General features: G+C 40.0%; 23 protein-coding genes and 1 pseudogene. 15 read left to right on the top strand and 9 right to left on the bottom strand.

The genetic code is table 11. The annotated features are described in order from the left end of the window. Window positions 1-28: 28 nt before the first annotated feature. Window positions 29-361: a hypothetical protein gene (locus V6B33_RS20960; RefSeq protein WP_334219599.1), complete on the bottom strand. Its 333-nt coding sequence runs from the start codon at window positions 359-361 to the stop codon at window positions 29-31. Window positions 362-524: 163 nt separating this feature from the next. Here V6B33_RS20960 and V6B33_RS20955 point away from each other — a divergent pair, with 163 nt between their 5' ends. From V6B33_RS20955 to V6B33_RS20940, 4 genes are all read left to right on the top strand, one after another. Next, window positions 525-731, top strand: coding sequence for a DUF6501 family protein (locus V6B33_RS20955; protein WP_334219598.1), 207 nt, complete (start codon window positions 525-527; stop codon window positions 729-731). Between the two features lie 199 nt (window positions 732-930). Next, the gene (locus V6B33_RS20950) at window positions 931-1,812 is read left to right on the top strand and encodes an ATP-binding protein (protein WP_334219597.1); all 882 of its coding nucleotides are present in this window, start codon (window positions 931-933) and stop codon (window positions 1,810-1,812) included. A 10-nt stretch (window positions 1,813-1,822) separates the two neighbouring features. After that, on the top strand, window positions 1,823-3,745 hold the full coding sequence (locus V6B33_RS20945; protein WP_334219633.1) for a vWA domain-containing protein: 1,923 nt from the start codon (window positions 1,823-1,825) through the stop codon (window positions 3,743-3,745). A gap of 220 nt (window positions 3,746-3,965) precedes the next feature. Continuing rightward, window positions 3,966-5,540, top strand: a complete 1,575-nt coding sequence (locus V6B33_RS20940) for a cation:proton antiporter (protein WP_334219596.1) — start codon at window positions 3,966-3,968, stop codon at window positions 5,538-5,540. A 21-nt stretch (window positions 5,541-5,561) separates the two neighbouring features. Here V6B33_RS20940 and V6B33_RS20935 read toward each other — a convergent pair whose 3' ends face one another. Together V6B33_RS20935 and V6B33_RS20930 are read right to left on the bottom strand one after the other, a co-directional pair. After that, complete coding sequence (locus V6B33_RS20935) at window positions 5,562-6,695, bottom strand: toxic anion resistance protein (RefSeq protein ID WP_334219595.1); 1,134 nt, start codon at window positions 6,693-6,695, stop codon at window positions 5,562-5,564. Between the two features lie 17 nt (window positions 6,696-6,712). Then, a complete protein-coding gene (locus tag V6B33_RS20930) occupies window positions 6,713-7,342 on the bottom strand; it encodes a 5-bromo-4-chloroindolyl phosphate hydrolysis family protein (RefSeq protein WP_334219594.1) in 630 nt (209 codons plus the stop codon). 252 nt (window positions 7,343-7,594) lie between these two features. Between V6B33_RS20930 and V6B33_RS20925 the strand changes: the two genes are divergently transcribed. Continuing rightward, the gene (locus V6B33_RS20925; protein WP_334219593.1) at window positions 7,595-8,773 is read left to right on the top strand and encodes a D-alanyl-D-alanine carboxypeptidase family protein; all 1,179 of its coding nucleotides are present in this window, start codon (window positions 7,595-7,597) and stop codon (window positions 8,771-8,773) included. A gap of 53 nt (window positions 8,774-8,826) precedes the next feature. Here V6B33_RS20925 and V6B33_RS20920 read toward each other — a convergent pair whose 3' ends face one another. Continuing rightward, window positions 8,827-9,279, bottom strand: coding sequence for a cupredoxin domain-containing protein (locus tag V6B33_RS20920; RefSeq protein ID WP_334219592.1), 453 nt, complete (start codon window positions 9,277-9,279; stop codon window positions 8,827-8,829). Between the two features lie 157 nt (window positions 9,280-9,436). Here V6B33_RS20920 and V6B33_RS20915 point away from each other — a divergent pair, with 157 nt between their 5' ends. Beyond that, on the top strand, window positions 9,437-9,796 hold the full coding sequence (locus V6B33_RS20915) for a DUF1033 family protein (RefSeq protein ID WP_334219591.1): 360 nt from the start codon (window positions 9,437-9,439) through the stop codon (window positions 9,794-9,796). Window positions 9,797-9,849: 53 nt separating this feature from the next. On the opposite strand, the gene V6B33_RS20910 is transcribed toward V6B33_RS20915, so the two are convergent. The 3 genes and pseudogenes from V6B33_RS20910 to V6B33_RS20900 form a co-directional block, all read right to left on the bottom strand. Then, window positions 9,850-11,007, bottom strand: coding sequence for a Ger(x)C family spore germination protein (locus V6B33_RS20910; RefSeq protein ID WP_334219590.1), 1,158 nt, complete (start codon window positions 11,005-11,007; stop codon window positions 9,850-9,852). After that, window positions 11,004-12,116, bottom strand: a complete 1,113-nt coding sequence (locus V6B33_RS20905; protein WP_334219589.1) for a GerAB/ArcD/ProY family transporter — start codon at window positions 12,114-12,116, stop codon at window positions 11,004-11,006. Before V6B33_RS20905 ends, V6B33_RS20910 begins: the two co-directional genes overlap by 4 nt. Before the next feature lie 81 nt (window positions 12,117-12,197). Next, a pseudogene (locus V6B33_RS20900) lies at window positions 12,198-13,618 on the bottom strand (spore germination protein). Between the two features lie 232 nt (window positions 13,619-13,850). Between V6B33_RS20900 and V6B33_RS20895 the strand changes: the two are divergent. The 5 genes from V6B33_RS20895 (at window position 13,851) to recQ (ending at window position 18,717) form a co-directional block, all read left to right on the top strand. Next, window positions 13,851-13,982: a YuzL family protein gene (locus tag V6B33_RS20895; protein ID WP_334219588.1), complete on the top strand. Its 132-nt coding sequence runs from the start codon at window positions 13,851-13,853 to the stop codon at window positions 13,980-13,982. Window positions 13,983-14,209: 227 nt separating this feature from the next. After that, window positions 14,210-14,425, top strand: a complete 216-nt coding sequence (locus tag V6B33_RS20890) for a cold-inducible protein YdjO-related protein (RefSeq protein WP_334219587.1) — start codon at window positions 14,210-14,212, stop codon at window positions 14,423-14,425. Window positions 14,426-14,561: 136 nt separating this feature from the next. Beyond that, window positions 14,562-14,699 carry a hypothetical protein gene (locus V6B33_RS20885; RefSeq protein ID WP_334219586.1) on the top strand — a complete coding sequence of 46 codons (138 nt, stop codon included), beginning with the start codon at window positions 14,562-14,564 and terminating at the stop codon, window positions 14,697-14,699. 140 nt (window positions 14,700-14,839) lie between these two features. Then, window positions 14,840-16,450, top strand: a complete 1,611-nt coding sequence (locus V6B33_RS20880) for an amidohydrolase (RefSeq protein WP_334219585.1) — start codon at window positions 14,840-14,842, stop codon at window positions 16,448-16,450. 131 nt (window positions 16,451-16,581) lie between these two features. After that, a complete protein-coding gene (gene recQ, locus V6B33_RS20875; protein ID WP_334219584.1) occupies window positions 16,582-18,717 on the top strand; it encodes a DNA helicase RecQ in 2,136 nt (711 codons plus the stop codon). Window positions 18,718-18,771: 54 nt separating this feature from the next. Here the strand turns inward: recQ and V6B33_RS20870 are convergent, their stop codons facing one another. After that, entirely contained in the window at window positions 18,772-20,376 is a 1,605-nt protein-coding gene (locus V6B33_RS20870) for an ABC-F family ATP-binding cassette domain-containing protein (RefSeq protein ID WP_334219583.1), read from the bottom strand. A 228-nt stretch (window positions 20,377-20,604) separates the two neighbouring features. Here V6B33_RS20870 and V6B33_RS20865 point away from each other — a divergent pair, with 228 nt between their 5' ends. Further along, entirely contained in the window at window positions 20,605-21,033 is a 429-nt protein-coding gene (locus tag V6B33_RS20865; protein WP_334219582.1) for a DUF4395 domain-containing protein, read from the top strand. 114 nt (window positions 21,034-21,147) lie between these two features. Here the strand turns inward: V6B33_RS20865 and V6B33_RS20860 are convergent, their stop codons facing one another. Next, window positions 21,148-21,873 (bottom strand): ZIP family metal transporter, encoded by a 726-nt coding sequence (locus V6B33_RS20860; protein WP_334219581.1) that lies wholly within the window; start codon window positions 21,871-21,873, stop codon window positions 21,148-21,150. Between the two features lie 161 nt (window positions 21,874-22,034). Here V6B33_RS20860 and V6B33_RS20855 point away from each other — a divergent pair, with 161 nt between their 5' ends. The 3 genes from V6B33_RS20855 to V6B33_RS20845 all read left to right on the top strand — a co-directional run bounded on the left by V6B33_RS20855 (window position 22,035) and on the right by V6B33_RS20845 (window position 25,195). Then, on the top strand, window positions 22,035-22,574 hold the full coding sequence (locus tag V6B33_RS20855; protein WP_334219580.1) for a YhcN/YlaJ family sporulation lipoprotein: 540 nt from the start codon (window positions 22,035-22,037) through the stop codon (window positions 22,572-22,574). 158 nt (window positions 22,575-22,732) lie between these two features. Then, window positions 22,733-23,944, top strand: a complete 1,212-nt coding sequence (locus V6B33_RS20850) for an MFS transporter (protein WP_334219632.1) — start codon at window positions 22,733-22,735, stop codon at window positions 23,942-23,944. Window positions 23,945-24,334: 390 nt separating this feature from the next. Next, window positions 24,335-25,195: a CvfB family protein gene (locus tag V6B33_RS20845; protein ID WP_334219579.1), complete on the top strand. Its 861-nt coding sequence runs from the start codon at window positions 24,335-24,337 to the stop codon at window positions 25,193-25,195. Window positions 25,196-25,232 lie beyond the last annotated feature (37 nt).

Below are 25,232 nucleotides of genomic sequence, written 5' to 3'. Positions count from 1 at the left end.
TAACAAAGATCGTTAAGTCGGTTTATCTTTACATGGACTGACCATCATTTATAATCGCAAAATATCTTCCGCATATTCCAATTGCTTTGATGACGGTCCTGTGACCGTTTTTATCCTCGTAAATCTTCCCTATAGTATTAAACAGCAAATACTCATTTTTTATGTTGGAACCGGTCTCGATCAGAGTGAGGACAGAGTCTTCGCCGGCTTTTTTTGTGCAGGATACTTTTTCTCTACAATCAATTTGGTATTTTTCCTGCATCCATGTATAAAACTTCTCTTCAGTCGGACGATGAGTGATCATATAAAAACAAAGGAAAGTCACACTAACAACGACTAACTGCAGGATCATTTTTTTCATAAAGAAACGCCTTTCATTTCATATTTTCTCCTATAATATACCATATGCGACGTAAGAATAACAGTGGAATAAAGGAGATCATATGGAATAAAACAGTTAGCAGTTGAACAAATGATCTCGGAAGAATATACTAATTACATACAATCGTACTAGGAGGATTTAAATGATACAACATACTTGGACAGAAAATAAAGCAGTAAAGTTAGTAAAATGTGTACATACCGACGCCAAAAAATATACAGTGGAGAATGTGCTTGAAGTTGGCAAGCATTATGAAGTGAAAAATGAATCAGAAGACTATTACTTTGTTATTGATGAAAGCGGAAAAATGGGAGGCTTCTATAAAGAATACTTCGAAGAAATAAAATAAAGGTGCTAAAAAGCTGGTTTCTTCCTTTGAGTTGAAACCAGTTTTTTTAATAGTGAAAAGGGAAGCATATAAATAGCTGATTTACCAGCTGGAAAACATCCTTTAAGGGTGTTTTTTAATGGAAAGCTCTTCTTTTTGCAGTGAAAGCGCTCTTACATGTATGATGTGTCTAGTAGGCGAATTGGAAAGGATGTCATGGATGAATAACGAAACTGTTTTACCGGATACGGTTAACCATATTATTAACAAAAGAAAAGATCTTTTCAGCGAATCTCAGTATGGATATCTAGTAGGAGAGGGGGGATACTCCTCAAGTGATCATCACATAATTGAAGATAGTATCATCTCCTTATCACTGGGTAAAAACGTACTTTTGAAAGGACCGACCGGTTCAGGTAAAACGAAATTATCTGAAACCTTGTCTTCTATCTTCACACAGCCGATGCACAGTATCAACTGTTCCGTCGATCTTGATGCAGAAGCATTGCTGGGATTTAAGACCATCACTGATAAAGACGGCAAAAACTCGATTGAATTTATTGAAGGGCCCGTTATCCAGGCGATGAAAAAAGGGCATCTTTTATATATCGATGAAATCAATATGGCCAAGCCTGAGACATTGCCGATTCTAAACGGTGTACTCGATTACCGCAGAAGCATAACGAATCCATTCACAGGAGAAGTGATCAAAGCTGCCCCGACGTTCGGTGTAATTGCAGCAATAAATGAAGGGTATGTAGGGACCGTTCCTTTAAATGAAGCGTTAAAAAATAGATTCGTTGTTGTGGATGTTCCATATATCGAAGGTGAAGTTCTGAGCTCTGTCATTAAAAGCCAGAGCCAATTGAATGATGAGAAACTAATTAAAACGTTTGTTGCTCTGTCTTCAGATTTGTTGATACAGGTGAAGAACGGTCAGGTTTCAGAAGAAGCAGCATCGATCAGGGCTCTATTGGATGCTTGTGATCTTGCTGTTTACTTACCCGCTAAACGGGCTATTCAGCGTGGAATCATTGATAAACTGGAAGATGAGCGGGAGAAAGCGGCCATAAAAAATATTGCAGAAACCTTATTTGAATGAGGGATTGATGATGGAAAGGTTTATACAATTCAACGATGAAACGATCGATTCATTTTTGTTTATGGAGATGGCGGATTTAGCAAAAACTTTGGCCAAAAATGGTGAGATGGAATTAAAATACGGTCCTTATTCTTATATAGATTATAAAGAGCAAACGGTGTATGTCAGCCATTTTTGGGATCACAGGCATAGAGCGGATGAGGTGAACGGTTTAAAAAGCGATATTTACCTCAGGACTGTCGGAAACCTTTCAGAAACGGATAAGGAAGAAGTAAAAGACTATATTAAGAAGGTCAAAAAGACGTCTATCCCGAGATTTTCTAAACAGTTATTTATGATGGGCGAAGATTTGCGCCTTGAGGAGATATGCAAAGCGAAGAGACCTGGGACTAAGCATGCATTTGCAACGAGAAGATTATTGTACCGTCAATATTTCAAGGCGCAATTGAATGTGAATTTAACAAAAAGCGTGTTTACAGATTCATTGTTCAATGCATTATTTCTTATGTTGAATGCCCAGTCACCTTTGGATAAGCCTCCTTCCATCAATGAAGAGCTCGACTTAGCCATGCCGTTCTTGCAGTCTTGGATTACCCGCTTCTATGAGACGGCATCAACTGCAGAGGTAGTGAAAATTTGTATGGAAATCATCGACGTTATCGATGAGATCGTAAAGAATGATATGCTCAATGAATATTTTCATTTACCGGAAGACGCTTATGAACAAACAGTGTTTACCGAAGAAACGTTTGAGGACCTGAAAAGGAAGGACCCACTGGCTAATCAGGACGTCCTGGAAGAAGAAAGCACCGGCGATGAAGAAGTGTTGGATGAAGAGTTCCGAACATGGCATAGAGAAACGGAAGATAAAGGTGAATCATTTTTACAATTCGACCTGGATCAAGGATCGCAATCTGATTTGATGGGGGAAGGTGTCCGTGAAGGGGAGGATGGAGACCAGGCAATGGCGATGGTCCAAGGTTCCGCTCAGGAAACCGACAAGGAACATTATGATAATGTGAAAGCAGCTGAGAAGGAGCACGAAGAACTGAAAGGAGGAGGGGAAAGTAAATATGGAAAAGATAATCGATATGCCATTCCCTATTTCCTCTCACCTTCCATCCCAAGCTCTGGAGACTGGCAGCTATATAATACTTATAAAGCGGAAATCGCCCCTTTTCAAAAGAAACTTCAGAAAATGATTGAGAAAACGCTGGAACATAAAAGGATTCAACCACGTTCAGACCTGCATTTTGGCCGTTTAAACAATAAGCTGCTTCGTTTTATCACAGATGATAATCCAAGACTTTTTTATAAAAAACAAAATCCATCTTCTGAAATTGATGCAGTTTTTTCTCTCTTGGTCGATTGTTCAGGTTCAATGTTTGATAAAATGGATCAGACAAAACTTGGTATTTCATTGTTTCATGAGTCATTGAAATCCGTTCGCGTCCCACACGAAGTTGTAGGGTTCTGGGAAGATACGAATCAGGCAACCATGACCAGCCAGCCGAATTATCTTAAGCCCGTAGTAGATTTTTCTGCTTCTTTGAAACCATCTTCTGGACCCGAGATTTTACAATTGGAACCTGAAGAGGATAATCGCGATGGATATGCCATACGATTGATGACTGAAAGAATCTTGAGAAGAAATGAAAAGCAAAAGTTTCTCCTTGTCTTTTCAGACGGTGAACCAGCAGCGATGGATTATGATCAAAATGGAATCGTCGACACACATGAAGCTGTGCTGGATGCAAGAAAACAGGGAATCGAAGTAATCAATGTGTTCCTCTCAAATGGGCCTATTGATGAAGGTCAACGAAATACTATCCAAAATATTTATGGGAATTACAGTATCCTGGTCTCTGAAGTCGAAGAGCTCCCGGATGTATTGTTTCCTTTGCTTCGTAAACTTCTTTATAAAAGCATTTGAACTGCCCTCACTATGCAAGCTTGAGAAGGGAGTCTTCTATCGGAAAAATTGAATAGACTGCAGGCGATTCACCAATTTGGGTGTAATCGCCTATTTTTTGTATAGTAAATGTTTCATTTCATAATATTGTATTAGTTGGAAAGTTTAAGGTTTAGGAAACATGTGATGGGTTATTAATGTAATCATAGGCACAAGGCAGTTCAATATAGGGGGTTGTAACGTGGAAGAAATAGATCTGCATCATATTTTTGAGCTCGGGCTAATATTGGTGATGATCGCAGCAGGGATTACTGCGGTTGCCAAGAAATTCAAACAGCCATATCCGATTGCACTAGTCATTGTAGGAGCGTTGATAGGACTACTTAACATACCTATTTTAGAACCTCTGAAAGAGTTTATTACAGAGGGGGAGGTCTTTAATTTTGTCATCATTACCCTATTCCTGCCTGCGCTTTTGGGAGAGGCAGCATTAAAACTCCCGTATTCCCAATTAAATTCGAACAAAGAACCTGTATTGGCTCTTGCCTTCGGGGGAACGTTTATATCCTTTTTAATCATTGGTTTCTCAGCATATTTTTTCTTTGACTTTCCTATTCCTGCAGCATTTGTGTTTGGTGCGTTAATGAGTGCAACAGATCCTGTAAGTGTGCTGTCGATTTTCAAAAGCGTTGGAGTGAAGAAAAGGCTGGCTGTCGTGATAGAGGGTGAAAGTTTATTTAATGATGGGTTGGCGGTTGTATTATTCAATATTTCTGCTTTCTATTTGCTAACGTACATAGATGCTGGATGGGCTGGTCTAGGAAGTGGTTTGTGGGAATTCATTCGCGTTGTTTCACTGGGAGTCATTATTGGAGGATCATTGGGCTATGCCTTTTCCATCCTTACAAAGTATTTTGATGATTACCCTTTAGAAATTATATTTAGTATAATCTTATTTTATGGTTCGTTCCTGCTCGCTGAAAGTGTTCATGCCTCCGGGGTTATTGCGGTGGTGATTGCAGCACTCATCTTCGGTAATTATGGCGGCAAGATCGGTATGAGCCCGACGACAAAGCTTAATATCAACAGCTTTTGGGACGTAGCAGCTTTACTTGCTAACTCACTTGTGTTCTTAATGGTCGGGCTTGAAATAACTAGAATTGATCTGGTAGAGAAATGGCCGTTGATTTTTGCTGCGATTCCAATTGTGCTGATCGCCAGAAGTATTGCAGTTTATACAAGTCTGTCTTTGATTAGTAATTTCCCACACAAATGGAAGCATATATTGAATTGGGGAGGATTAAAGGGTTCTCTTTCAGTTGCCCTGGTATTGAGTCTCCCAAGGGATTTTCCGGCGAGGGAGGATGTATTGATTCTGGGGTTCAGTGTTGTCCTCTTCAGCCTGGTCGTTCAAGGGTTGACCATTAAACCATTAATTTCCTTACTTGGAGTAAAGGCGAAAGAAGGGGAGCATCAGGAATTTCAGGAACTGCTTTCCCAGGTCCATCGTTATGAAACCGCAATTTCTGAAATTCATCGTATAAAGCAGAAGCTATATATTACCGACTCTGTCTCAGCGGAAATAATAGATATGTATAAGAAACGAATTGACATGATTAAAGCCCAATTAAACGAGCTATATGAAGACTATCCTGAGTTGAAGAATAAACAAATCTTAACGATTAAGAAGCATGCGCTATATGCTGAATACGATGCTGTCATGAAACTTGAAAAGGAAGAGATCATTTCAAGTGCTCTTGCAGAAAAGCAATATGACGCAATCACTGATGCCATTGTAAATAATGAAGAAAAGTAAAGAGGCGCAACGGACGCCTCTTTACTTTTTTACTTCCATTAATTTTTGTTTCAATTCTTGTTCCATGACTACCATTTCTTGCTCTGCTTGCTGACGTTTTTGTCGCCCCTCTGCTTGAATGGTTAAAGTTTCCTCAATAGTTGCAATTAAATTTTCCTGTGTTTTTTTAAGTGTTTCCACATCAATGATTCCCCGTTCATTTTCCCTTGCTGTTTCAATACTGTTTGTTTTCAGCATTTCAGAATTCTTCAGAAGAAGTTCATTGGTTGTACGGGTCACCTGTTTCTGCGCATTGACTGCTTTTTGTTGATTCAATAATGTCAAGGCGATCGCGATCTGGTTTTTCCACAGGGGAATGGCAGTAAGGATGGATGCCTGAATTTTTTCTGCAAGTGCCTGGTTTGTATTCTGGATCAAACGGATCTGCGGGGCTGATTGAATGGTCATCTGCCTGCTCAGTTTAAGGTCATGAATCCGCTTGTCTAATCGGTCAAGAAACTGCATGGTGTCATTGACTTCCTGGAACAGCAGTTCATTACCTGATGCTTCTGCATTCATCCTTAACTCGGGGAGAAGGGTGCGCTGGATGTCATTCCTTTTATGCTCTGCAGCCGCTATATAAATGTTCAAAGCCTGAAAGTAGTCTTTGTTCTTATCATACAGGGTCTCCAATAGCCTGTTATCATCCAACAATGTTTTCTTTGAATGTTCCAGGTTCACTGAAATCCGGTCAACCTGGGAGCCGATCTTTTGATATTTGGAGAGGACTTCCTGCAAGGAAGATGAGACCTTGCGGAACAATTTTTTAAATACGCCTTTCTGCTTTGAATTCAGCTCTTCCGGATCCATTTGCTTTAGTTTTTTCATGAGGTCGCCTAAAACATCTCCAATTGGACCGATATCTCTTTTTTGAACCTGGTCAAGCATGGTGTGGGAGAAATTGGACAGCTGATTTTGAGCGGCAGTACCGTAGTTGAGAACGGCTTCATAATTTTTATGATCAATCTGTTCTGCCAATTGTCTTGCTTTATCCTGCTGCTCTTTGGTGAGCCGGTCCATTAATGTGGGAGATTCACCGGTTTGACTTTTCATTTCATTTGAAAACGGATCGGATAATAGTTGATCCAATTCATTGAGCTCGTGACGTTGTTCCATGATAAAACCTCCATCATCTATTTTAAATCTTTTTTATTGGACAGGTGCTTGTTTGCAAAGTTCAATTCTATCTTTAAATGATCCATATCTTCAGCCAGTACCAGCTGCAAATCTTTCTCCAATGAGTTAATTAATTCATCCAGAGTCGTCCGGGTTTGCTGGAGGGATAAAAATGCCTCCTGGTTTTTTCCGGGCTGAGCTGCAAGGAAGGTATACTTTTCCGTCAATTCCACAACCGAATCCAAGTGGTAATAGAAAAAGGATTCAGCGGCATAATACCGTTTCGGCTCTTTATTCACTAGTTGAAAGATTCTTCTCGATAACCTGTTTATTTCAAGGATTTGTTTAAAAGCACCAAGAGAACGTACCTTTAATTGCTGTTTCTGCAGGCGTTTGATCTTTTCCTTCGCTTCTTTCAAATTTCTGCTGATATAACGGAAATCCCTTTTTGTAATTCCTTTTTTATTAAGCCACCAGCTTTTTTGTATTCCTTTAACGATAAAAAAGGAGAGAAGACCTGTGACTGTTCCGGAAAGAAAAGTGAGGGGGAAGCCAATATCAAATGCCAGTAAATAGACGATAAAGCTGGTCATGCCGATAGATACGGCAAGTACACTTCTGATAATTACATGCAAAAACGTATTCATTTCATCTACCCCTTAAAGAAAATGCTTTCCTATTATACGGATAAAAGGATGCAAAAGTTTCATAAATATATACTTATTGTAACAGAACAGGGCGGCTGGTTATACTATTCGAGGGTCTTTATTCGTGCTTCATAAATTGTAAGGAATTAACTACATTCTTTCAATTTTATAACATTTAACAGATTTGTGATTAAAGAATAACTTTTTTTGATAGAATGATTTAGTAGATTGACGAGACAGGTGTGTGGACAGATGAAGAAAAAGATATTACTGATGATCTTGGTTGTATTCGGGGCAACCCAGACTATGACATCAGCTAATGAACACCCAATAAAAAAACCGGATTCACTTTTCAGTAAATCGGCTGTCATGATAGATTCCGGTACTGGAAGTGTCCTTTATTCTAAGAATGCCCATAAGAAAATGAACCCTGCAAGTATTACGAAAATTGCTACTGCCATCTATGCTCTTGAACATTCAGACTTGGAGGATATCGTTACAGTAAGTAAAAACGCGGCTAATACAGAAGGATCGACAGTCTATTTATTGCCCGGCGAAAAGATTTCCTTAGAGCAATTGATGCAGGGGATGATGGTCAATTCAGGAAACGATGCTGCAGTGGCGATTGCAGAGCACACAGAGGGATCGGTGAATTCCTTCGTGAAAAAACTCAATGTTTTTTTAGAAGATGAGGTGGGTGTGCATAAAACTCACTTTGAAAATCCGCATGGCCTATATGGTGAGAACCACTTTACGACTGCTTATGATATGGCAAAAATCACAAGCTATGCTATGAAGAACGATGATTTCAGAGTACTTTTCGGAATCGGCTCGTTTGAATGGAAATCTGAAGGCTGGAATACGACGCTTTTTAATCATCATAAGTTAGTAAAAGGTGAACTGCCTTATCCCGAAGTGACCGGGGGAAAGAATGGTTTTATTACTGAAGCCAATCACACACTCGTCACTTCGGCTGAAAATGATGGATTATCAGTCATTGCAGTCACTTTAAACGCTCAAAGTAAACGAGCAATCTATAAGGATACTACTTCATTACTGGATTATGGATTGAATCAGTTTGGACGGAGCTACATTGCCAAGGGCAGTAAATTTCAGACGGCACACAGCACTTTTCAATTAAAAGAGGATTTTCATTTTACAAAGCGAATCAGCGAATCAGTAAATGAGGTGGTGAATGAAAAGGGCATCATGACGATTTACAATGAAGAAAACCAAGAAGTCGCGACCACAGAACTTCACTCGGTTCTCAAGTCTGAAAATGGTGACCAGGAAGTGTTAGCGTCCAGCAGTGATAAAACGGAAGAAAGTGATCTTACTGATCCAAAAATTTTTTACTCTGTATTTCTTTATCTGATCATACTGGTTATGATGGGTATTTCTATGATTCGGAAAAGGGAACAGGAACTCTAGCATACATGATAATAAACCGGACAGGCTGCCCGTGGCGGGCAGCCTGTCTACAGTCAATCAACAATAATGTATCCGATCATTGGTCCGTTGTTTTCCATAGAATGATGAGTTTCACATATTAACCGGTATGTCCCTTCTTTTGAAAAAGTAACATTTACAATGGTTTCCTCCCCCTTTTTTACGGTTCCCTTGACGTTTGTTCCTTCGATATAGAACGGATGGGCTTCACCATTCACACCATGAATGCGAAGCTGGACTGCTTTGCCTTTTTCCACAACGATGGTGCCTGGATCCCATCTGTACGCTTCAATTTCTTCGCCATCTGCGTTGTGCGTTTTGAATTCCCCTGTCACCAATTCGATTTTCTGAACGTCGGCTGAATTCCCCAATGAAACGGTAGGATATGAGTTTTGGGATTTATAAGCCCAGAAAGACCCTATGCCGATAATCAGAATCGTGAATAAGATTGCAATAATAGATGATTTCTTTAATACATAAAACTTCAAGATTTATCCCCCTCTTAACTAAATTAAAGCAGCAGCTTTATATTATTGTTATGCGGGGGATAAAAGGAACTTGTCTATTAGTAATCATTTTCATATCATTTTGATTTTCCCTTGTTATTAGGTAGAATTTGAGGGAGACAGCAAGGAGGGTGAAGCATTGGAAAACAAGTGGAAAGTGATATTGACAAAAAGTGATGCCGAACCGTGGTGGTTTTTTGAGGAGTGGAAAAGGGATATAGTGGAGCAGTGGGAGTTTGATAATAAAAAAGATGCATTGGCTAAATACATGAATGAGATTGTAAGGTTGAACAACCTGTTACCGAATATGATGACGAAACAATATAATTCCATCGCTTTCTGGGACCCGGGCGAAGTAGTGTTCTGTGAGGCTTGCGACGATGATTTACAAATGTATCACGGGATCATTCTATTTGAAAATGATGGTCCCATGGAGATGAATGATAATCAAGATCAATTGATCAAAGATTTAAAGTCTTTGGTCCCAAAGCAAATTTGATGAGGGGGAATGTGGCGTGTTTCCACATTCCTTACAAAGTGGAGTGAATATTCTTAGTCAGTAACCCCGGTTCTGATAAGATTTAGTTCGACTTTCACATCAAATGTTGCATCTTTATATAAATTATCCCACTCCTCCTGGGTAAGAGAACCGTGATTTCTGACAGTCTTATATTCCATTCCGAACCCTATGGGGTCAACTTTTGCTTCTTGCAGCATTTTAATATTCTTCATAATATTCTTTTTTATATATTTACTTGTTTCTTTCTCTACAAGCTTCATTATTTTTGGTTCGGACAGCTTCAATTTTTCGGTTATCTCATGGAGGCGCGCATCAATTTTTAATTTTATAGTAAAGGTGGGTTTCTTCTGCTTGCCGGCTTTAATATGATGATCAGATTTTATACTGTCGAGGACAATAAATATTTTTTCCTCTTCATTCATTTCCTCCCTGTTCGAGTTGTCATCTCGCGAAATATGAGATTTGAAAGGTTCCAACGGCAATCCGACTTCCACACTTCCGGCAGTATTGTAGTTTTCAATTATCGACCGAATATAAAACAAATCTTCGTTTTTGATCTCTTTAACAAATCGATCCTTGTGAAATAAGGCAAACCCTTTTATATTAAGTGTGCCTTCTGAAGCAGACAGTATAGGAAGGATGGGGTCTTTGCCAACGCTACCGGTGTCTGTGATAAATTCCTGCAGGGTGGGTGCGATCAAAAGTTCGCTCTCCACGTTTTGTTTCACAAGGTTATATAAATACGTCCCTTTATTGGAGTGTTTTTCAGTCATTTCATAAGTGAGTATATCTTCTGCTGTCGTATCAGAAACTGCCAAGTATACCATGTTACCGATAGAAGAATCTCTTTCAAGCGTATCAACGAGATGCGAAATCCCTTTGCCTGCCAATTCTCTTCCATAAATGGCAATTCTCAATTGCCCGGAAACAAGTTTATGGTCAGTATCGAAATTGAGGGATAATCTGGCACCCTTTGTAGTGTTTGCTTGACTTGAGAGAACTTTTTCGACATCCTGCATAGCGGGATTGAACTGATACAACACGATTGTTCCTTGCAGCTCATTGTTATCTGACTCATCATATCCCACTGCTGTAATCATACCGAGACTCTCTAAGTATTTATTTTCCACACATCCGCCGAGCAATGAAACCGCCAGCAAGATCAATAGGAGTAAACATCGTTTTTTCATCCTTTAGCTCCTTTCATTTTAGTGAATGACTGTTTGATCTTCACTACAACAAATAAGAAACAAGGATAAATGAAAGACAACATGAAACTAAATGTCCCAACTTTATCGGTGACCGTATTCATTGTCAAGCGATCATCGATCAGAAAGCTTCCCGCTACTAGTGCAATGGCGAAGCAATAAATCGTTTTTTTTTGTGAAAAATTGAACACCCGTTTGACACCCCTGGTTGCAGCCCAGAAATATATACATATATTCGGCAGGATGACCATCATCCAAAAAGAAACGGCAATGAATTCAAATCTTTCAAGATTTGGGATCCTGACAATCTTAAACATGGACAGGACCGGCCATATCGTCTTCAATATTGATTCTTGTGAAAAAAACCCAATACTTACTGCAGTAACCAGGGTCAAAAGAAATGTGCTGTACCAGGTACCGAATAACGCATACCGCAATGCTTTCTTTTTTTCTTTAACGTAGGGATAAACAATCAATAATAATTCAAAACCAATCACTGAAAAGCTGACTTTATAAATTGCCATCAGATGTTCTTTCCAACTTGAAACAAAAACAGGCTGAAGATGATTGAGGTCCAAATGCTTTATCGGAGTATAAATCACCAATACCAGCCAGAATGTGATGATCAAACCAAGAAAGGTAACTCCGACAACCACTCTGATTCCGCCAAGCACCGCATAGCTTGCGAGAAAGACTAAGAATGTAACTAAAAGCCATGTTGGCATTTTCGGAAAAATCCATGCCTGCACCATTTCTGTGTAGTTCATCATAATCACATATGTAACAATCAGAAAATACAAGATATAGACAAGATTAAATAGTTTGCTTATCCATCTTCCGAAGATATCATATTGAATCCCATATAAGTCTGCACTGGAGTAACAGGCGAGTAATTTTGAGATGAAGAATAGAACAATCGAAACCACAACCCCGGATGCAATGATGGAAATCCAAGCGTCCTGCCCGGCTTCCATGAATACAATCCTGGGAAGCCCTGCAATTCCAACACCTATTTGAGCAGTATGGAGAATAAAAGCAACTAAAAAAGTGTTGAATATTAAGTTTTTCTTCGGTTCCAGATTCACTTTCATTCTGCTCATCCTTTATGCAAGACTATGGTGCGAACGCAGCAAAATACCTTTTGAAGAATCAACTAAGTAAATAGGGGAATATCATTCGTCAACATCTTTTTTCTGTTTGATTTTTTTTGCAGGAATTCGGGTCGAATCTCCAGGACGGTTTGAGACCGGTCTTTGTACTAAAAATTGATAAGGTAGCCGGAAGATACTATACTTCCAATCAGAAAATCTGAATGGGTAAATAGGTGTAAGATATGGCCTGCCCAGAGTAGTTACTTTTAATAAATGAATCAATATGAAACAAAGACAGAACATGATTCCAACCCCTCCGTAAAGGCCGGCCATCATTATGACAGGGAAGCGGATCATTCGAACTGCCGTACCTATGGCGTAGCTTGGTGCAGTGAAGGAACCGAGGGCACTGATGGCAATAATGATGATCAGGATATTACTGGTGAATCCCGCATCGACAGCAGCCTGACCGATCACAATACCACCAACGATACCCATGGTCTGACCGACTTTTGTAGGCAGCCGTGCTCCTGCTTCTCTTAACAGTTCTATGACAAATTCCAATAGAAGCGCTTCAAAAACGGGAGGGAAAGGTACATTCGAACGTGATTGACCCAATGAAACCAATAATGCGGAAGGTATCACTTCATAATGGAATGTAGTACGGCTACATAGGCCGGGGTCAATAACACGGAAAAAAATATCGCAATAAATCGGATCAACCTCAGAAATGTCCCCATGTTCCATCTCATGTAAATATCCTCAGTCGATTCAAAGAAATTCATGAATGTAGATGGACCAATGATAACAGTGGGACTACGATCGACAAGCAATCCGATCTTTCCGTGCAGTAGAGAAATAGTAAGCCGGTCAGGAAGTTCCGTTGTGATGAATTGTGGGAATACGGTAAAGGAATTATCTTCAATCATCTGTGAAAGAACCGTTGAATCGATGATACTATCGACTTCAAGTTCAGTGATTCTTTGCCTGAATGTGTTTACATTTTCTTCGTCCGCTATATCTTTTATGTAAACCATCTGAACTTTCTTCTTCGCTCGTGAGCCAATCATTAACGTCTCAACACAGAGCTTTGGATCATTAAGATTCGATCGGATGAGATTTAAATTCTTTGAAATCGATTCTGTGAAAGATATCTTGGGACCGAACACGAGTGACTCTGTTTCCGCCTTTTCCAGCCCTCGTGTCGCTTTATCCTGTATATCTGCAAGAATCCCGTATGTATCATTTTCCCTGAACAAATATGCAGAACCATTCACAAGCTTTTCTACTACCTCGCTTATTTGATTCGTTCGGGTTATGTCTGCTATGTTAACTTTATTTGCTAACGTTTCTGCGTCAGATTCTTCCTTAATATCTTCGAGAGGCCGAATGATGCATTCGTTCAATGTTTTTAGATCAACGAGGTCTTCAAAATAGAAAATGACAATTTTTTGGTTATGCGGCTGTAGAATTCTGAAAACCAAATCATCGCTGCTGCTCACAAATGATAGTATTTCTTGTCTGAAGTTTTCAATATCAAAGCTATGAGCAGCGTTCGTTTCAAGATTTTCGGCTGCTTTTTTGCGTCTGAACAATTCTCATCACCCTACGTGTGTGTTTATGCTTAGATTTCCCAGCTTTGATATTCTTACTCATGTTAAGTATGCGATATAATGAGATTAAATACATAAATTTGACAGTCGAAGGTGAAGATAAGACTGGAGGTGACGATAGATGAGTAGAAAGAAAGAGGATCCATCTAAGTCGATGTTAGGTTCTTCACAAGTGGAGGGACAGGGAACGACCAATCAGGAACTATCCCGAGGCACACAAGCAGATTCTTCGAGGTTGAAGAAGAAAAAGTAAACAATGCAGTTTTATGCTGTATATAATTTCAGTGGTTATTATCGGCAGGACGTGCGTGTATATAATTATGGAAGCAAGTGTGGTATAATGGTATTAACCGCAGAATAATTACTATATTACCCCCAGTTTTAATTATATAACGTTTTTGAAATTGCTGAGCAGCATACCACAATCAGTTTTTTCGTGCCCGGCATGGAAATCCTGCTTACCTTAAAGGAGGACATTCAATGGCTTTTGGTCGTCGAAATCAAGTAGAGGAAGAAATAAAAACTGAAGAAACAAAGATTTGGGCTTGTTCATCTGATGAATGTAAAGGATGGATGCGAGATAACTTCAAGAGTGAAGTCTCACCTAAATGCCCACTTTGTAACGCTGATATGGAAACATCCACAAAAGTACTTCAAGTTGTAGATAATCCTCACCCAACAATGAAATCGTCCTGAACATTCGAAAGGCCAATCTTCTGATTGGTTCTTTTTTTTGTTCAATTTGTGTCATGAAAATAGTTATTAAATTCTTAAACGCTTTTTGAATTCATGAATAGAATATAATGTATGTATGGATAAAGGAGGGAGCATCATGTCTAATAAAAAAGAAAAAGAAGTAAAGGCAGACTCTGAAACAAAAGAGGATACTATATGGGACAGCTTCTGGAAGCTTACTAAACCAGAAGCGGGTGAACCGGGCAAAGAGGAAGATAACTTTAAATGGTTTTGATTTTCAGAGACTGCACAGGACAATTCAGCGCCTGTGCAGTTTTTTTGCAGCTTAAAGATCGTGCTTATTCAATATGTTTAGTGTCATGCAGGATTGGAAAAAGAATAGTAAGAACCTTTGTATTGAGGAGGCATCATGTATTGATTATTGATAATGTACGATTGTATGATGGGCACGAGTATACGCAAAGCGAATTGAACTATCATGTCATTCTTGAGGACGGAAAGATTAAGGGTATCGGAAAAGGTCGAACCCCGGAAAAAGGGACTCATGTGACAGATGGCAAGGAAAGGGTGCTGGTGCCTGCATTTCATGATTCTCACCTTCACTTCCTGCGCTACGGCTTAATGAAAAGAGAACTGGACCTAAGAAATGTTACCAGTTGGGAACATATGAAAGAAGAAGTTCGAACTTATTATCCTGAAATGGAGGAAGGTGACTGGATTGTAGGACGGGGTCTTGAGGATAGTGGATTTACCGATCGTGATTCGCTTCTGGAAGCAAAAGACCTCGATGAACTTCATTTACATACCTATATGTTCTTTCTTCATGAGGATGGACATGAATGCATAGTCAATCATAAGGTGATGGACTTATTGAAAAAAGAAGAAGGATTCAAGGATATCCCTGAAGATTTCAAAGAGAAGGATGGCCGTGGGGAATGGACTGGACGATTTAAGGATACGGCTGTTCATTTTATTAAACATCATTTTCGCAGCAGAAGTACGGAAGATGCCAAAGATGCACTTCTATATGGAATTCCCCACCTTCTAAGACATGGAATCACGACAATCCATAGCGATGACTTGAACTTTATCGGTTCTTACGAAAGGCTTTGGGATGCATACACTTCTCTCGAAAAAGAAGGGAAATTACCGATAAGAGCATATCTTCATCATTATATTTTTAAAAAGGATGACTTGAAGGATTATCTGGCTAATCATACTTATAGAACCGGGGAAGGAACCGAGCAAGTGAAAGTGGGGGCCGTTAAGATATTTCTGGACGGGACTCAAAGGCTGCATACAGCCGCAATGAGAATACCGTATCACGATAAAGAAGATACTTCAGGCAATGTGGTCTATACCCAGGAACAATTGAATGACATCCTGAGGCTTGCAGGTGAGAACAGTATGCAGGTTGCGATGCATGCTATAGGAGATAGGGCGGTAGAACAGGCGATAACAGCCTTGGAACAGCCCGGGGCACGTACGGATCTATTGCGTCATAGAATCATTCATGCACAAACAGTTGGCCAGGACTTACTTTCCCGCCTGGAGAAGCTTAATGCAGTCATAGAGACTCAGCCTTCATTTCTATTAAGTGAATGGGATAAAAAAGAAAAATGGGTAGGAAAGGACCTCCTTCCTTATTGTGATGCTTTTAAAAGCTTCAAGAGAAGCAATATTCCTTTTACGCTTAGTTCAGATTTACCTATAGGTTCCCTGAATCCATTTGAAGGGATGTTCGCTGCAGTGAATCGGACAGATCTTGAAGGAAAGCCGAGGGGAGGATGGCAGCCTCAAGAAAAACTGTCAATTGATGAAGCGTTCCGAGGCTATACTTCTGTTCCCACTCTGATTGAGCTTTACGAAAAAAATAATGAAGGCAGGTTGGTGAAGGAAGAAAGAGCTGATTTCCTGTTAATCGACCGACATCCATTAGAGGTGGATAAAGAAAAGATTCATCAAATAAAAGTGGTTGAAACGTGGATCTCCGGAAAAAAAGTTTACGATATTCATCAGCATTGACTTTCATGTTAATCCAGGGGGGGGTTGAGCCCCTGTGGATTGTACTTTTTTATGTCTTCATTTTTTTATGTGTTGGCACATGATTTAAAGTAGAATACAATAAAGGGAAGAAAAAGATTGGAGGTATTCAATTGATAGGAGAAGCCCAAAACGTTCTAAAGCAATATTTTGGATACGATGAGTTCAGAGTTGGACAGGCAGAAATCATATCTACTATTTTGTCTGGCAAGAATACAGCCGGAATCATGCCGACAGGAGGGGGGAAGTCAATCTGTTATCAGATCCCTGCACTGATGCTTGAGGGTGTCACGCTGGTCATCTCGCCTTTAATATCCCTGATGAAGGATCAAGTCGACTCATTGACGGTTCAGGGCATACCCGCAACTTACATCAACAGTACGTTAAGCGCCTCTGAAGTGGAAGAAAGAATGGAAGAAACATCACTTGGAGAATACAAACTTCTTTATGTAGCTCCTGAAAGGCTGGAATCTTCACGTTTTACTAATTTTCTGGATTCATTAAAGATACCTTTGGTCGCGGTCGATGAAGCACATTGCTTATCTCAATGGGGACACGATTTCAGACCGAGTTACTTAGGAATATACAATGCAGTGAAACAACTTTCCTCCAAACCTGTTATTTTGGCATTGACTGCAACAGCTACCCCTCAAGTTCAAATCGATATCCTCAATCATTTACATATTCCTGAAGAGAGTAAGGTACTGACTGGTTTTCAACGAAATAATCTTTTTTTCAAAGTATTAAAGGGTGAGGACAGGAAACGCTTCACAGGCAGTTATGTGAAGAAAAACAGTGAACAATCCGGAATCATTTATTGTGCCACCCGAAAAGAAGCGGAAAATATACATGATTATTTGGTGAAAAAAGGCATATCTGCCGGTAAATATCATGGCGGGCTGTCTGATTCTTTACGGCTAGAGCAACAGGAAGCTTTCTTGAATGACTCGATCATGGTAATGGTAGCTACGAATGCATTCGGTATGGGAATAAATAAGTCAAATGTACGATACGTACTCCATTATCAAATCCCCAAAAATATGGAAGCGTACTACCAGGAGGCTGGAAGAGCAGGAAGGGATGGTGTGGAAAGTGAATGCATCCTCCTCTTCTCACCTCAGGATATACAAACGCAGCGCTATATCATCGAACAGAATGTAATGAGCAGAGAATTACATCAAAATGAACTTCAAAAGCTGCGGGATATGGTGGACTTTGTACATACGGAATCTTGCCTTCAAAATACTATTCTTTCTTATTTCGGCGAAGAGACGGATTCGGTATGCGGTCATTGCAGCAATTGTCTTGACGACAGAGAATCGGAAGATGTAACCGTGAAGGCACAGATGGTCCTTTCCTGTATGATCCGTATGAATGAACGTTTCGGGTCGTCGCTTATCAGCGGTGTGCTGACGGGGTCGAAAGGAAAGAAAATAATGGATTTCGGATTCGATAAATTATCGACTTATGGATTGTTAAAAGATCAATCACAGAAAGAAGCAGGCTTATTTATCGATTATTTAATTTCTGAAGGGATCATAGATGTTGAAGGAGGAAGTTTTCCGATATTGAAGGTATCTGCAAAAGGAAAGGAAGTATTAATGGGAGAGAGGGGCGTTTCAAGAAAGATTCAGGTGCACACTGCTCCTGTTCTCTCCGATGATGATGAACTATTTCATGCACTTCGAAAACTTCGAAAATCGATTGCAGATGAAGAAAGTGTACCACCGTTTGTCATCTTTTCAGATAAAACGCTTCATGATATGTGTGTAATACAGCCTTCAAGCGAGACTGAATTCCTCACTGTAAGCGGTGTTGGTGAAAACAAACTGGAACGTTATGGTCAGCGCTTCATAGCTGAAATCATCTCTTTTTTAGAGGAGAATCAGGAATATAAAGTGAAGCAGAAGGAACCTATCCCTTCAGCACCACCTGCTAAGGTAAAATCAGATAAGCCATCTTACCTGATAACCTTTGAGATGTTCTTGGATAATAAATGCATCAAGGAAATTGCAGCAGCAAGAGAAATGAGTCCAGCTACCATAGAGAATCATATCATCCGCTCTTTTGAAGAAGGAGAGGGGGATGACTGGAGCATTTTCTTCACAGAAGAAGTAGAATCCATGATTGAAAAGGCGGTCAAAGAGGTAGGGGAAAAGCCCTTGAAACCTATAAAAGAATCACTTCCTGAAGATGTTTCATACTTTCAAATAAAAGGATACCTGGCAAAAAGAAGAGTGCAGGCATAAAGAAAAAAACCAATCAGCGGCGGCTGATTGGTTTTTTCGATATTACAATAGTCATTAGGCTTTTTGTGAAGTTGTTTTCGTTTCCAGGAATTCATCATAAGAGGTCTGCTTATCAATGATCCCTTCTTCTGTAATTTCGATGATGCGGTTCGCAATTGTTTGAATGAATTGATGGTCATGAGAAGCAAATATCATGGCTCCTTTATATGCAATCAATCCATTATTCAATGCAGTGATGGATTCAAGATCCAAGTGGTTGGTAGGTTCATCCAACAGAAGAACATTTGAACCGCTCAACATCATTTTAGATAACATGCAGCGTACTTTTTCTCCACCGGAAAGGACACTAGGCTTTTTAAGAACTTCTTCTCCTGAGAATAACATGCGTCCCAAGAAGCCGCGCAGGAATGTTTCACTTTCGTCTTCAGGTGAATATTGGCGTAGCCAGTCGACAAGAGTGGGTTCATTCCCTTGAAAGTATTCTGAGTTATCGTTAGGGAAATATGCCTGAGTAGTGGTTACACCCCATTTAAATGTTCCGCTGTCCGGTTCCATTTCACCTGCCAGTATTTTGAATAACGTTGTTTTTGCGATTTCGTTTGTACCGACCAATGCAATTTTATCTTCTTTATTCATGATAAAGCTCACATCATTCAACACTTTAACGCCATCTATAGTCTTTGTTAAACCTTCAACGCGCAATACGTCATTTCCTATTTCTCGCTCAGGTTTGAATTGAACATAAGGATAACGCCGTGAACTCGGTTTGATATCATCTAAAGAGATCTTCTCCAAAGATTTTTTACGTGATGTCGCCTGCTTGGATTTAGATGCATTCGCACTGAAACGTGCTACGAAAGCCTGTAGTTCTTTAATCTTTTCTTCTTTCTTTTTATTCTGGTCCTGTGCCATTTTCAGAGCCAATTGACTTGACTCATACCAGAAGTCATAGTTCCCGACATAGATTTGGATCTTGCTAAAATCAAGGTCGGCAATATGTGTACAAACTTTATTTAAGAAGTGACGGTCATGAGATACAACGATTACTGTGTTTTCAAAATTAATAAGAAAATCCTCCAGCCATTGAATCGCTTGGATATCCAGGTGATTGGTAGGCTCATCAAGTAAAAGTACATCCGGTTTTCCGAATAAGGCCTGAGCAAGAAGCACTTTCACTTTTTCGCCGCCAGTCAGTTCAGACATCAGTTTAGTGTGGACATCTTCACCAATACCAAGGCCTTTTAAAAGAATGGCAGCTTCTGACTCTGCTTCCCAACCATTCAATTCGGCAAATTCTCCTTCCAATTCAGCGGCTTTCATTCCGTCTTCATCAGAGAAGTCTTCCTTCATATAAATCGCGTCTTTTTCCTGCATGACTTCATATAAACGGGTATGTCCCATTATGACAACTTTTAACACTTCGAATTCTTCATAAGCAAAGTGGTCTTGTTTTAAAACGGCAAGACGTTCACCTGGTGACATGGATACATGTCCTGTTTGAGCTTCCAATTCACCTGAAAGAATTTTTAAGAAAGTTGATTTCCCTGCACCATTCGCACCTATAAGTCCATAACAGTTTCCAGGGGTGAATTTTATATTCACGTCTTCGAATAACTTGCGGTCACCGAAACGTAAGCTTACATCTGATACTTGAATCATTAACGATACCTCCCAATACTCAATCTAAAAGATTATAACACGCAAAAGGGATAAAAAGATAGAGTACTGTACAATCAAGTTGATGTGGAGTGCAATGTTCAAGTGGGTCACTTTACATCTGAAAATTTCAAAATTTGGGCAGTGGTTATTGTTTTTTATTTTGATTTAACTCATAGGATAAAGTAAACTGATATTACTTAAATTCCAATCAGAAAGGTATGAATTGTATTGACTGCAATAAATTCGATACCAAAACCTTTAGTAGACTTGAATCAGTGGTTTATTGTAATCAGTGTCGCTCTTTCTTGGGTGACGCAGATTCAATGGCTGCTCGTATTACCGTTCCTAGCTGTGCTTTCAGGAGTTCTGTTTCATTACAACCCGGTCATGAAGTTAGGGAGACAATTTCTTAAAAAAGAAGCTTCTGCCTATCAGCCAGAAGATGCAGATCAGCAGCGATTCAATTCAGTGATCGCTGCCATATGTCTGGGATCAGCATTGATCAGCGGATTGTTTCAATGGGGTGCAGGGTATTATCTCTTTTCAGGGATGGTCTTCCTGGCCGCATCGATTGCCCTGGCCGGTTTTTGCATCGGGTGCTTTATTCGCTTTCAATGGAAAAGGCTTCTATATAGAAGGAAACATAGGAAGGATTGAGCTGGATTAGAGGAAAATGCAAAAAGACGCACCTATTTTATATTGTAGGTACGTCTTTTTATTGTCCTGCTCCGTAGTCTAGCAGCTCGAGGTCATAAGCCGCATCCCCTATTCTTATAAATTCGTAAAGATGTAGGAGAGGATGATTCCCAGGGCTGAGATAAACCCGACAGCAGGTCCTCCTTCTTCGAATGCTTCCGGAAGCATGGTGGAGGAAACCATTGCCAGCAGTCCGCCTGCACCGAAGGCACCTATGATGAACTCCGTACTTTCGGGGGCATGACTCAAAAAGAGGTATCCTGCCAAAGCACTCAATGAAGATACGACTACGACACTTCCCCAAAGGGTCAATATCTTTTTAGTACTATAATCATCGAACTTTAATCCAATACTGCTTGATAAAGCTTCAGGGAAATTACTGATAAAAATAGCGGCGATAAAAACCCACTGAACAGATTGACTTCCCAGGAAACTCACTCCGATGATGATCGACTCCGGGATGGCATCCATCAGGGTTCCTATGTAAATCGCCAAACCCGAGTGGTTATGAGGGTTCTTTTTTGACCGCTTTCGCTGGCTGCCGCCCTTTTTTGATATCCACAACTCGAAAAGGGTAAAAATGCCTGCACCTAACAGGAACATTCCTGTGATATGAATGATATTTGCTTTTCCCTCTGCTTCACTAAGAAGGTCAAATGTGGCCGACCCGATGATGAGACCGGTTCCGAAGGCCATAATGAATGCGGTGATCTTTTTGGGTATCTTCAAATATATCCCTATTATCGCCCCTATAAATAAGGATAAGCTTGCTACACCTCCCCAAAGAGCTGCCTGGTACATAAATTGCCTCCTTTCACTACTAGTATGGAAATATCTGAACGTACCATTCATAAGAACCATTCCCTCATTGCGGGATTTGTTAAACAATTTACTTACTGCTGAATAGTTTTACACTTTTGGGGAGATAGTAATGTTGACTAATCAATAACAGGAGGAATGACATGAAGAAATATATCTTGGTTTCAATGATGGGACTTATGTTTTCAGGGATTGCTGCCGGATGTGGTGCGAACAATGATAATATGAATGAACAAGGCATGAATACAAATAACGATAATGCAGATTTAAAGAGGGTCGGGTATGATCAGGAAAGGCCAAGGGATTACATGGATATAAACGACCCCGGCACACGGGATTCAGTAAGGGAAAATTACTCCATTTCCGATGAAGCAGCAAACAAGGTTACAGAATTGGATGAAGTGAGTAAAGCTTTTGTTTTGACTACTGAGAGAAATGCTTACGTTGCAGCAGTTCTGGAAAATGGGGAGAATGGTCAAGTAACAAAAGAACTGAAAGATAAGATAGCAAAGCAGATAAAAAGAGTGGATGCAGGAATTAAGAATGTTTATGTTTCTACAAATCCTGATTTTGTTGATCGTATGAGAGGATATGGCGACAAAGCGGAGAATGGAAAACCAGTTGAAGGATTGGGCGAGGAATTAACAGACGTCCTTCAGAGAGTATTTCCTGATCGGGAATAGCAGTATCGATGAAAAGCCGGTGAGATGATTCTCACCGGCTTTTTATGTATGTAAAAAGTATTGAAATGACAAAAAGTGTATAAAAAGAGAAAAAAATTAAGTATAATGTTTAGGAAATCGAAATAAATAACGGGGGAGATCGTTTGGCACAAGCCGCCATGAAATCAGTACATAAACAAAATGCCACTATTTACGGCATTCTTTTTGCCATCAGCTCAGGTCATTTCATTAATGATACATTACAGGCAGTGGTGCCTGCTATGTTCCCTATCATCGAAAGATCGCTTCAGCTAAGCTATACACAAATAGGCTGGATCGCATTTGCCCTGAACATGACGTCTTCATTGTTACAGCCTGTCTTTGGTTATTATGCAGATATAAAGTCCAGGCCATATCTATTACCGCTTGGAATGCTGTCAAGCTTAATCGGCCTTATTGGTTTTGCTTTATCCGGGCACTTTCTATGGGTGATAGTATCTGTCTTGTTCATCGGTTTTGGATCAGCCATTTTTCATCCTGAAGGGTCGAGGGTCGCCTATATGGCAGCGGGACAAAGAAGAGGGCTTGCCCAATCCATCTATCAGGTCGGAGGGAATACCGGTCAGTCACTTGCGCCATTGATCACTGCATTTATTTTCGTCCCATTCGGCCAAAGAGGGGCGCTCTGGTTTTCCGTTGTTGCGATTGCGGGAATCATCGTTCTTTTGAAAGTTTCAAAATGGTATTCCGCACAGTTACAAACGAGAAAAGCAATAGACAGCAGAAATCTGAAAGCTGACTCGGGTGCGACTTTGCATAAAAAAATCAAGTTGGCGATGATGCTGGTTGTATTTTTAGTATTTGCGAGATCCTGGTACGCTGCGGGATTATCTAATTATTATCAATTCTACTTGATTGAAGATTACGGGCTGTCGATCCAGAAAGCCCAGGCGTATATATTCGCGTTTATGTTTGCAGGCGTACTGGGTACTTTTTTTGGAGGACCGCTTGCAGACAGATTCGGAAAGAGGAATATCATTTTCATATCTATGCTTGGCGCTGCACCATTGACGCTGGCATTGCCTTACCTTTCTTTGCTTTTTGTGTTTCCGGTCATTTTTTGCATTGGTTTTATCATCTCTTCAAGCTTTAGTGTAATCGTTGTATACGCACAGGAGCTGCTGCCTAAAAAGATAGGAATGGTCTCAGGTCTGACTGTCGGCCTTGCTTTTGGAATGGGTGCGGTCGGGGCCGTACTGTTCGGTGGATTGGCAGACTTATATTCGATTCGATTTGTTATGATTTTATGCAGTTTTCTGCCATTGTTAGGAATGCTTACTTTTCTATTGCCGACTGACGAAGCAGTCAGGAGCTATCATAATAAGATTTAAATGCAAAAGTGCTTGGTGCTGATGAGTATATTCATGAGCACCAAGCACTTTTTTCATTGAGGTCTCACTGCAAAATAGAAATGTAAAATCTGCGAAACAGTTTTTCTGGAATTACCGTTGGTTCAGTGCCTAAAGTGTGTACGTTTCTTTCCTTCGGTGCAGGACGATGGTATAAAATTCTTTCCACCTGTAACAATAGTATAAGGCAGTTTGTTATAATATAATGAATATTCAATTGGGATTTGGGATTAAACATTATATTCTTAATTCACTTACTATTTTCAGCAGTAAATATACACTATACATATAGAAGAAAAAAAGATATATTAAGTCAATATACGCTAAAGTGATCGGAACGAAAGCTAATGCGAATGATTAGGAGGAACTGTAATGTCTTCATTGAAACCAGGTACAGTAGAAGAGTTATATGTCGATCAAGAAGTCCCATATGGCTTCTTTTTAACAAATGATGTCGATCGTGTGCTGCTGCATCATTCAGAAATCACAGAAGAAGAAATACAAGAAGGGGAAACTGTAAAAGTATTCCTCTATCACGATAAGGACGTCAGGCTTACAGCCACCATGCGTATCCCAAAAGTCCAGGTAGGGTCATATGGATGGGCGGAAGTAGTGGATAAACGTGAGGATCTGGGCGTTTTTGTCAATATCGGTTTACCAAAGGATATTCTCGTCTCTGCCGATGATCTTCCGAAGTTTCTTTCGCTGTGGCCTGAGCCGGGCGACCAATTGTTCTTATCGTTAAACCGGGACAAGCAGGACCGTTTGTATGGAAAGCTTGCAACAGAAAATATCATTGAACAAGTATCGAGAAGAGCATCTAAAGAAATGCTGAATGCAAAGGTACAAGGCAGGGTTTATCGTCTTTTGAAAGTAGGAACGTTTTTTTTATCGGAACAAGGTTATCGATGCTTTGTCCATGAAAATGAACGTAAACAAGAGCCGAGACTCGGGGAATTGGTAGAAGCGAGAGTGATTGATGTAAAGGATGACGGCAACGTCAATGCCTCTTTCCTGCCCCTGAAGCAGGAAAAAATGCAAGATGATGCAGAAGTGATAGTGGAATATCTGCACCAGCGAAATGGAGCGATTCCTTATTGGGACAAAAGTCAGCCGGATGAGATAAAAGAGCGTTTCAATATGAGCAAAGCTTCATTTAAGCGGGCATTAGGGAAACTGATGAAAGAGAATAAAGTCTATCAAGAAGAAGGCTGGACTTACTTGAAAGAATAATCAATATATGTTGAAGGAGAGCGGCGAACCGCCTCCT

The organism is Mangrovibacillus sp. Mu-81, assembly GCF_036867415.1.
Taxonomy (GTDB): Bacteria; Bacillota; Bacilli; order Bacillales; family Bacillaceae_B; genus Rossellomorea.
The sequence above is the reverse complement of the archived record's forward strand: the minus strand, read 5'-3'. Positions and strand labels throughout refer to the sequence as shown.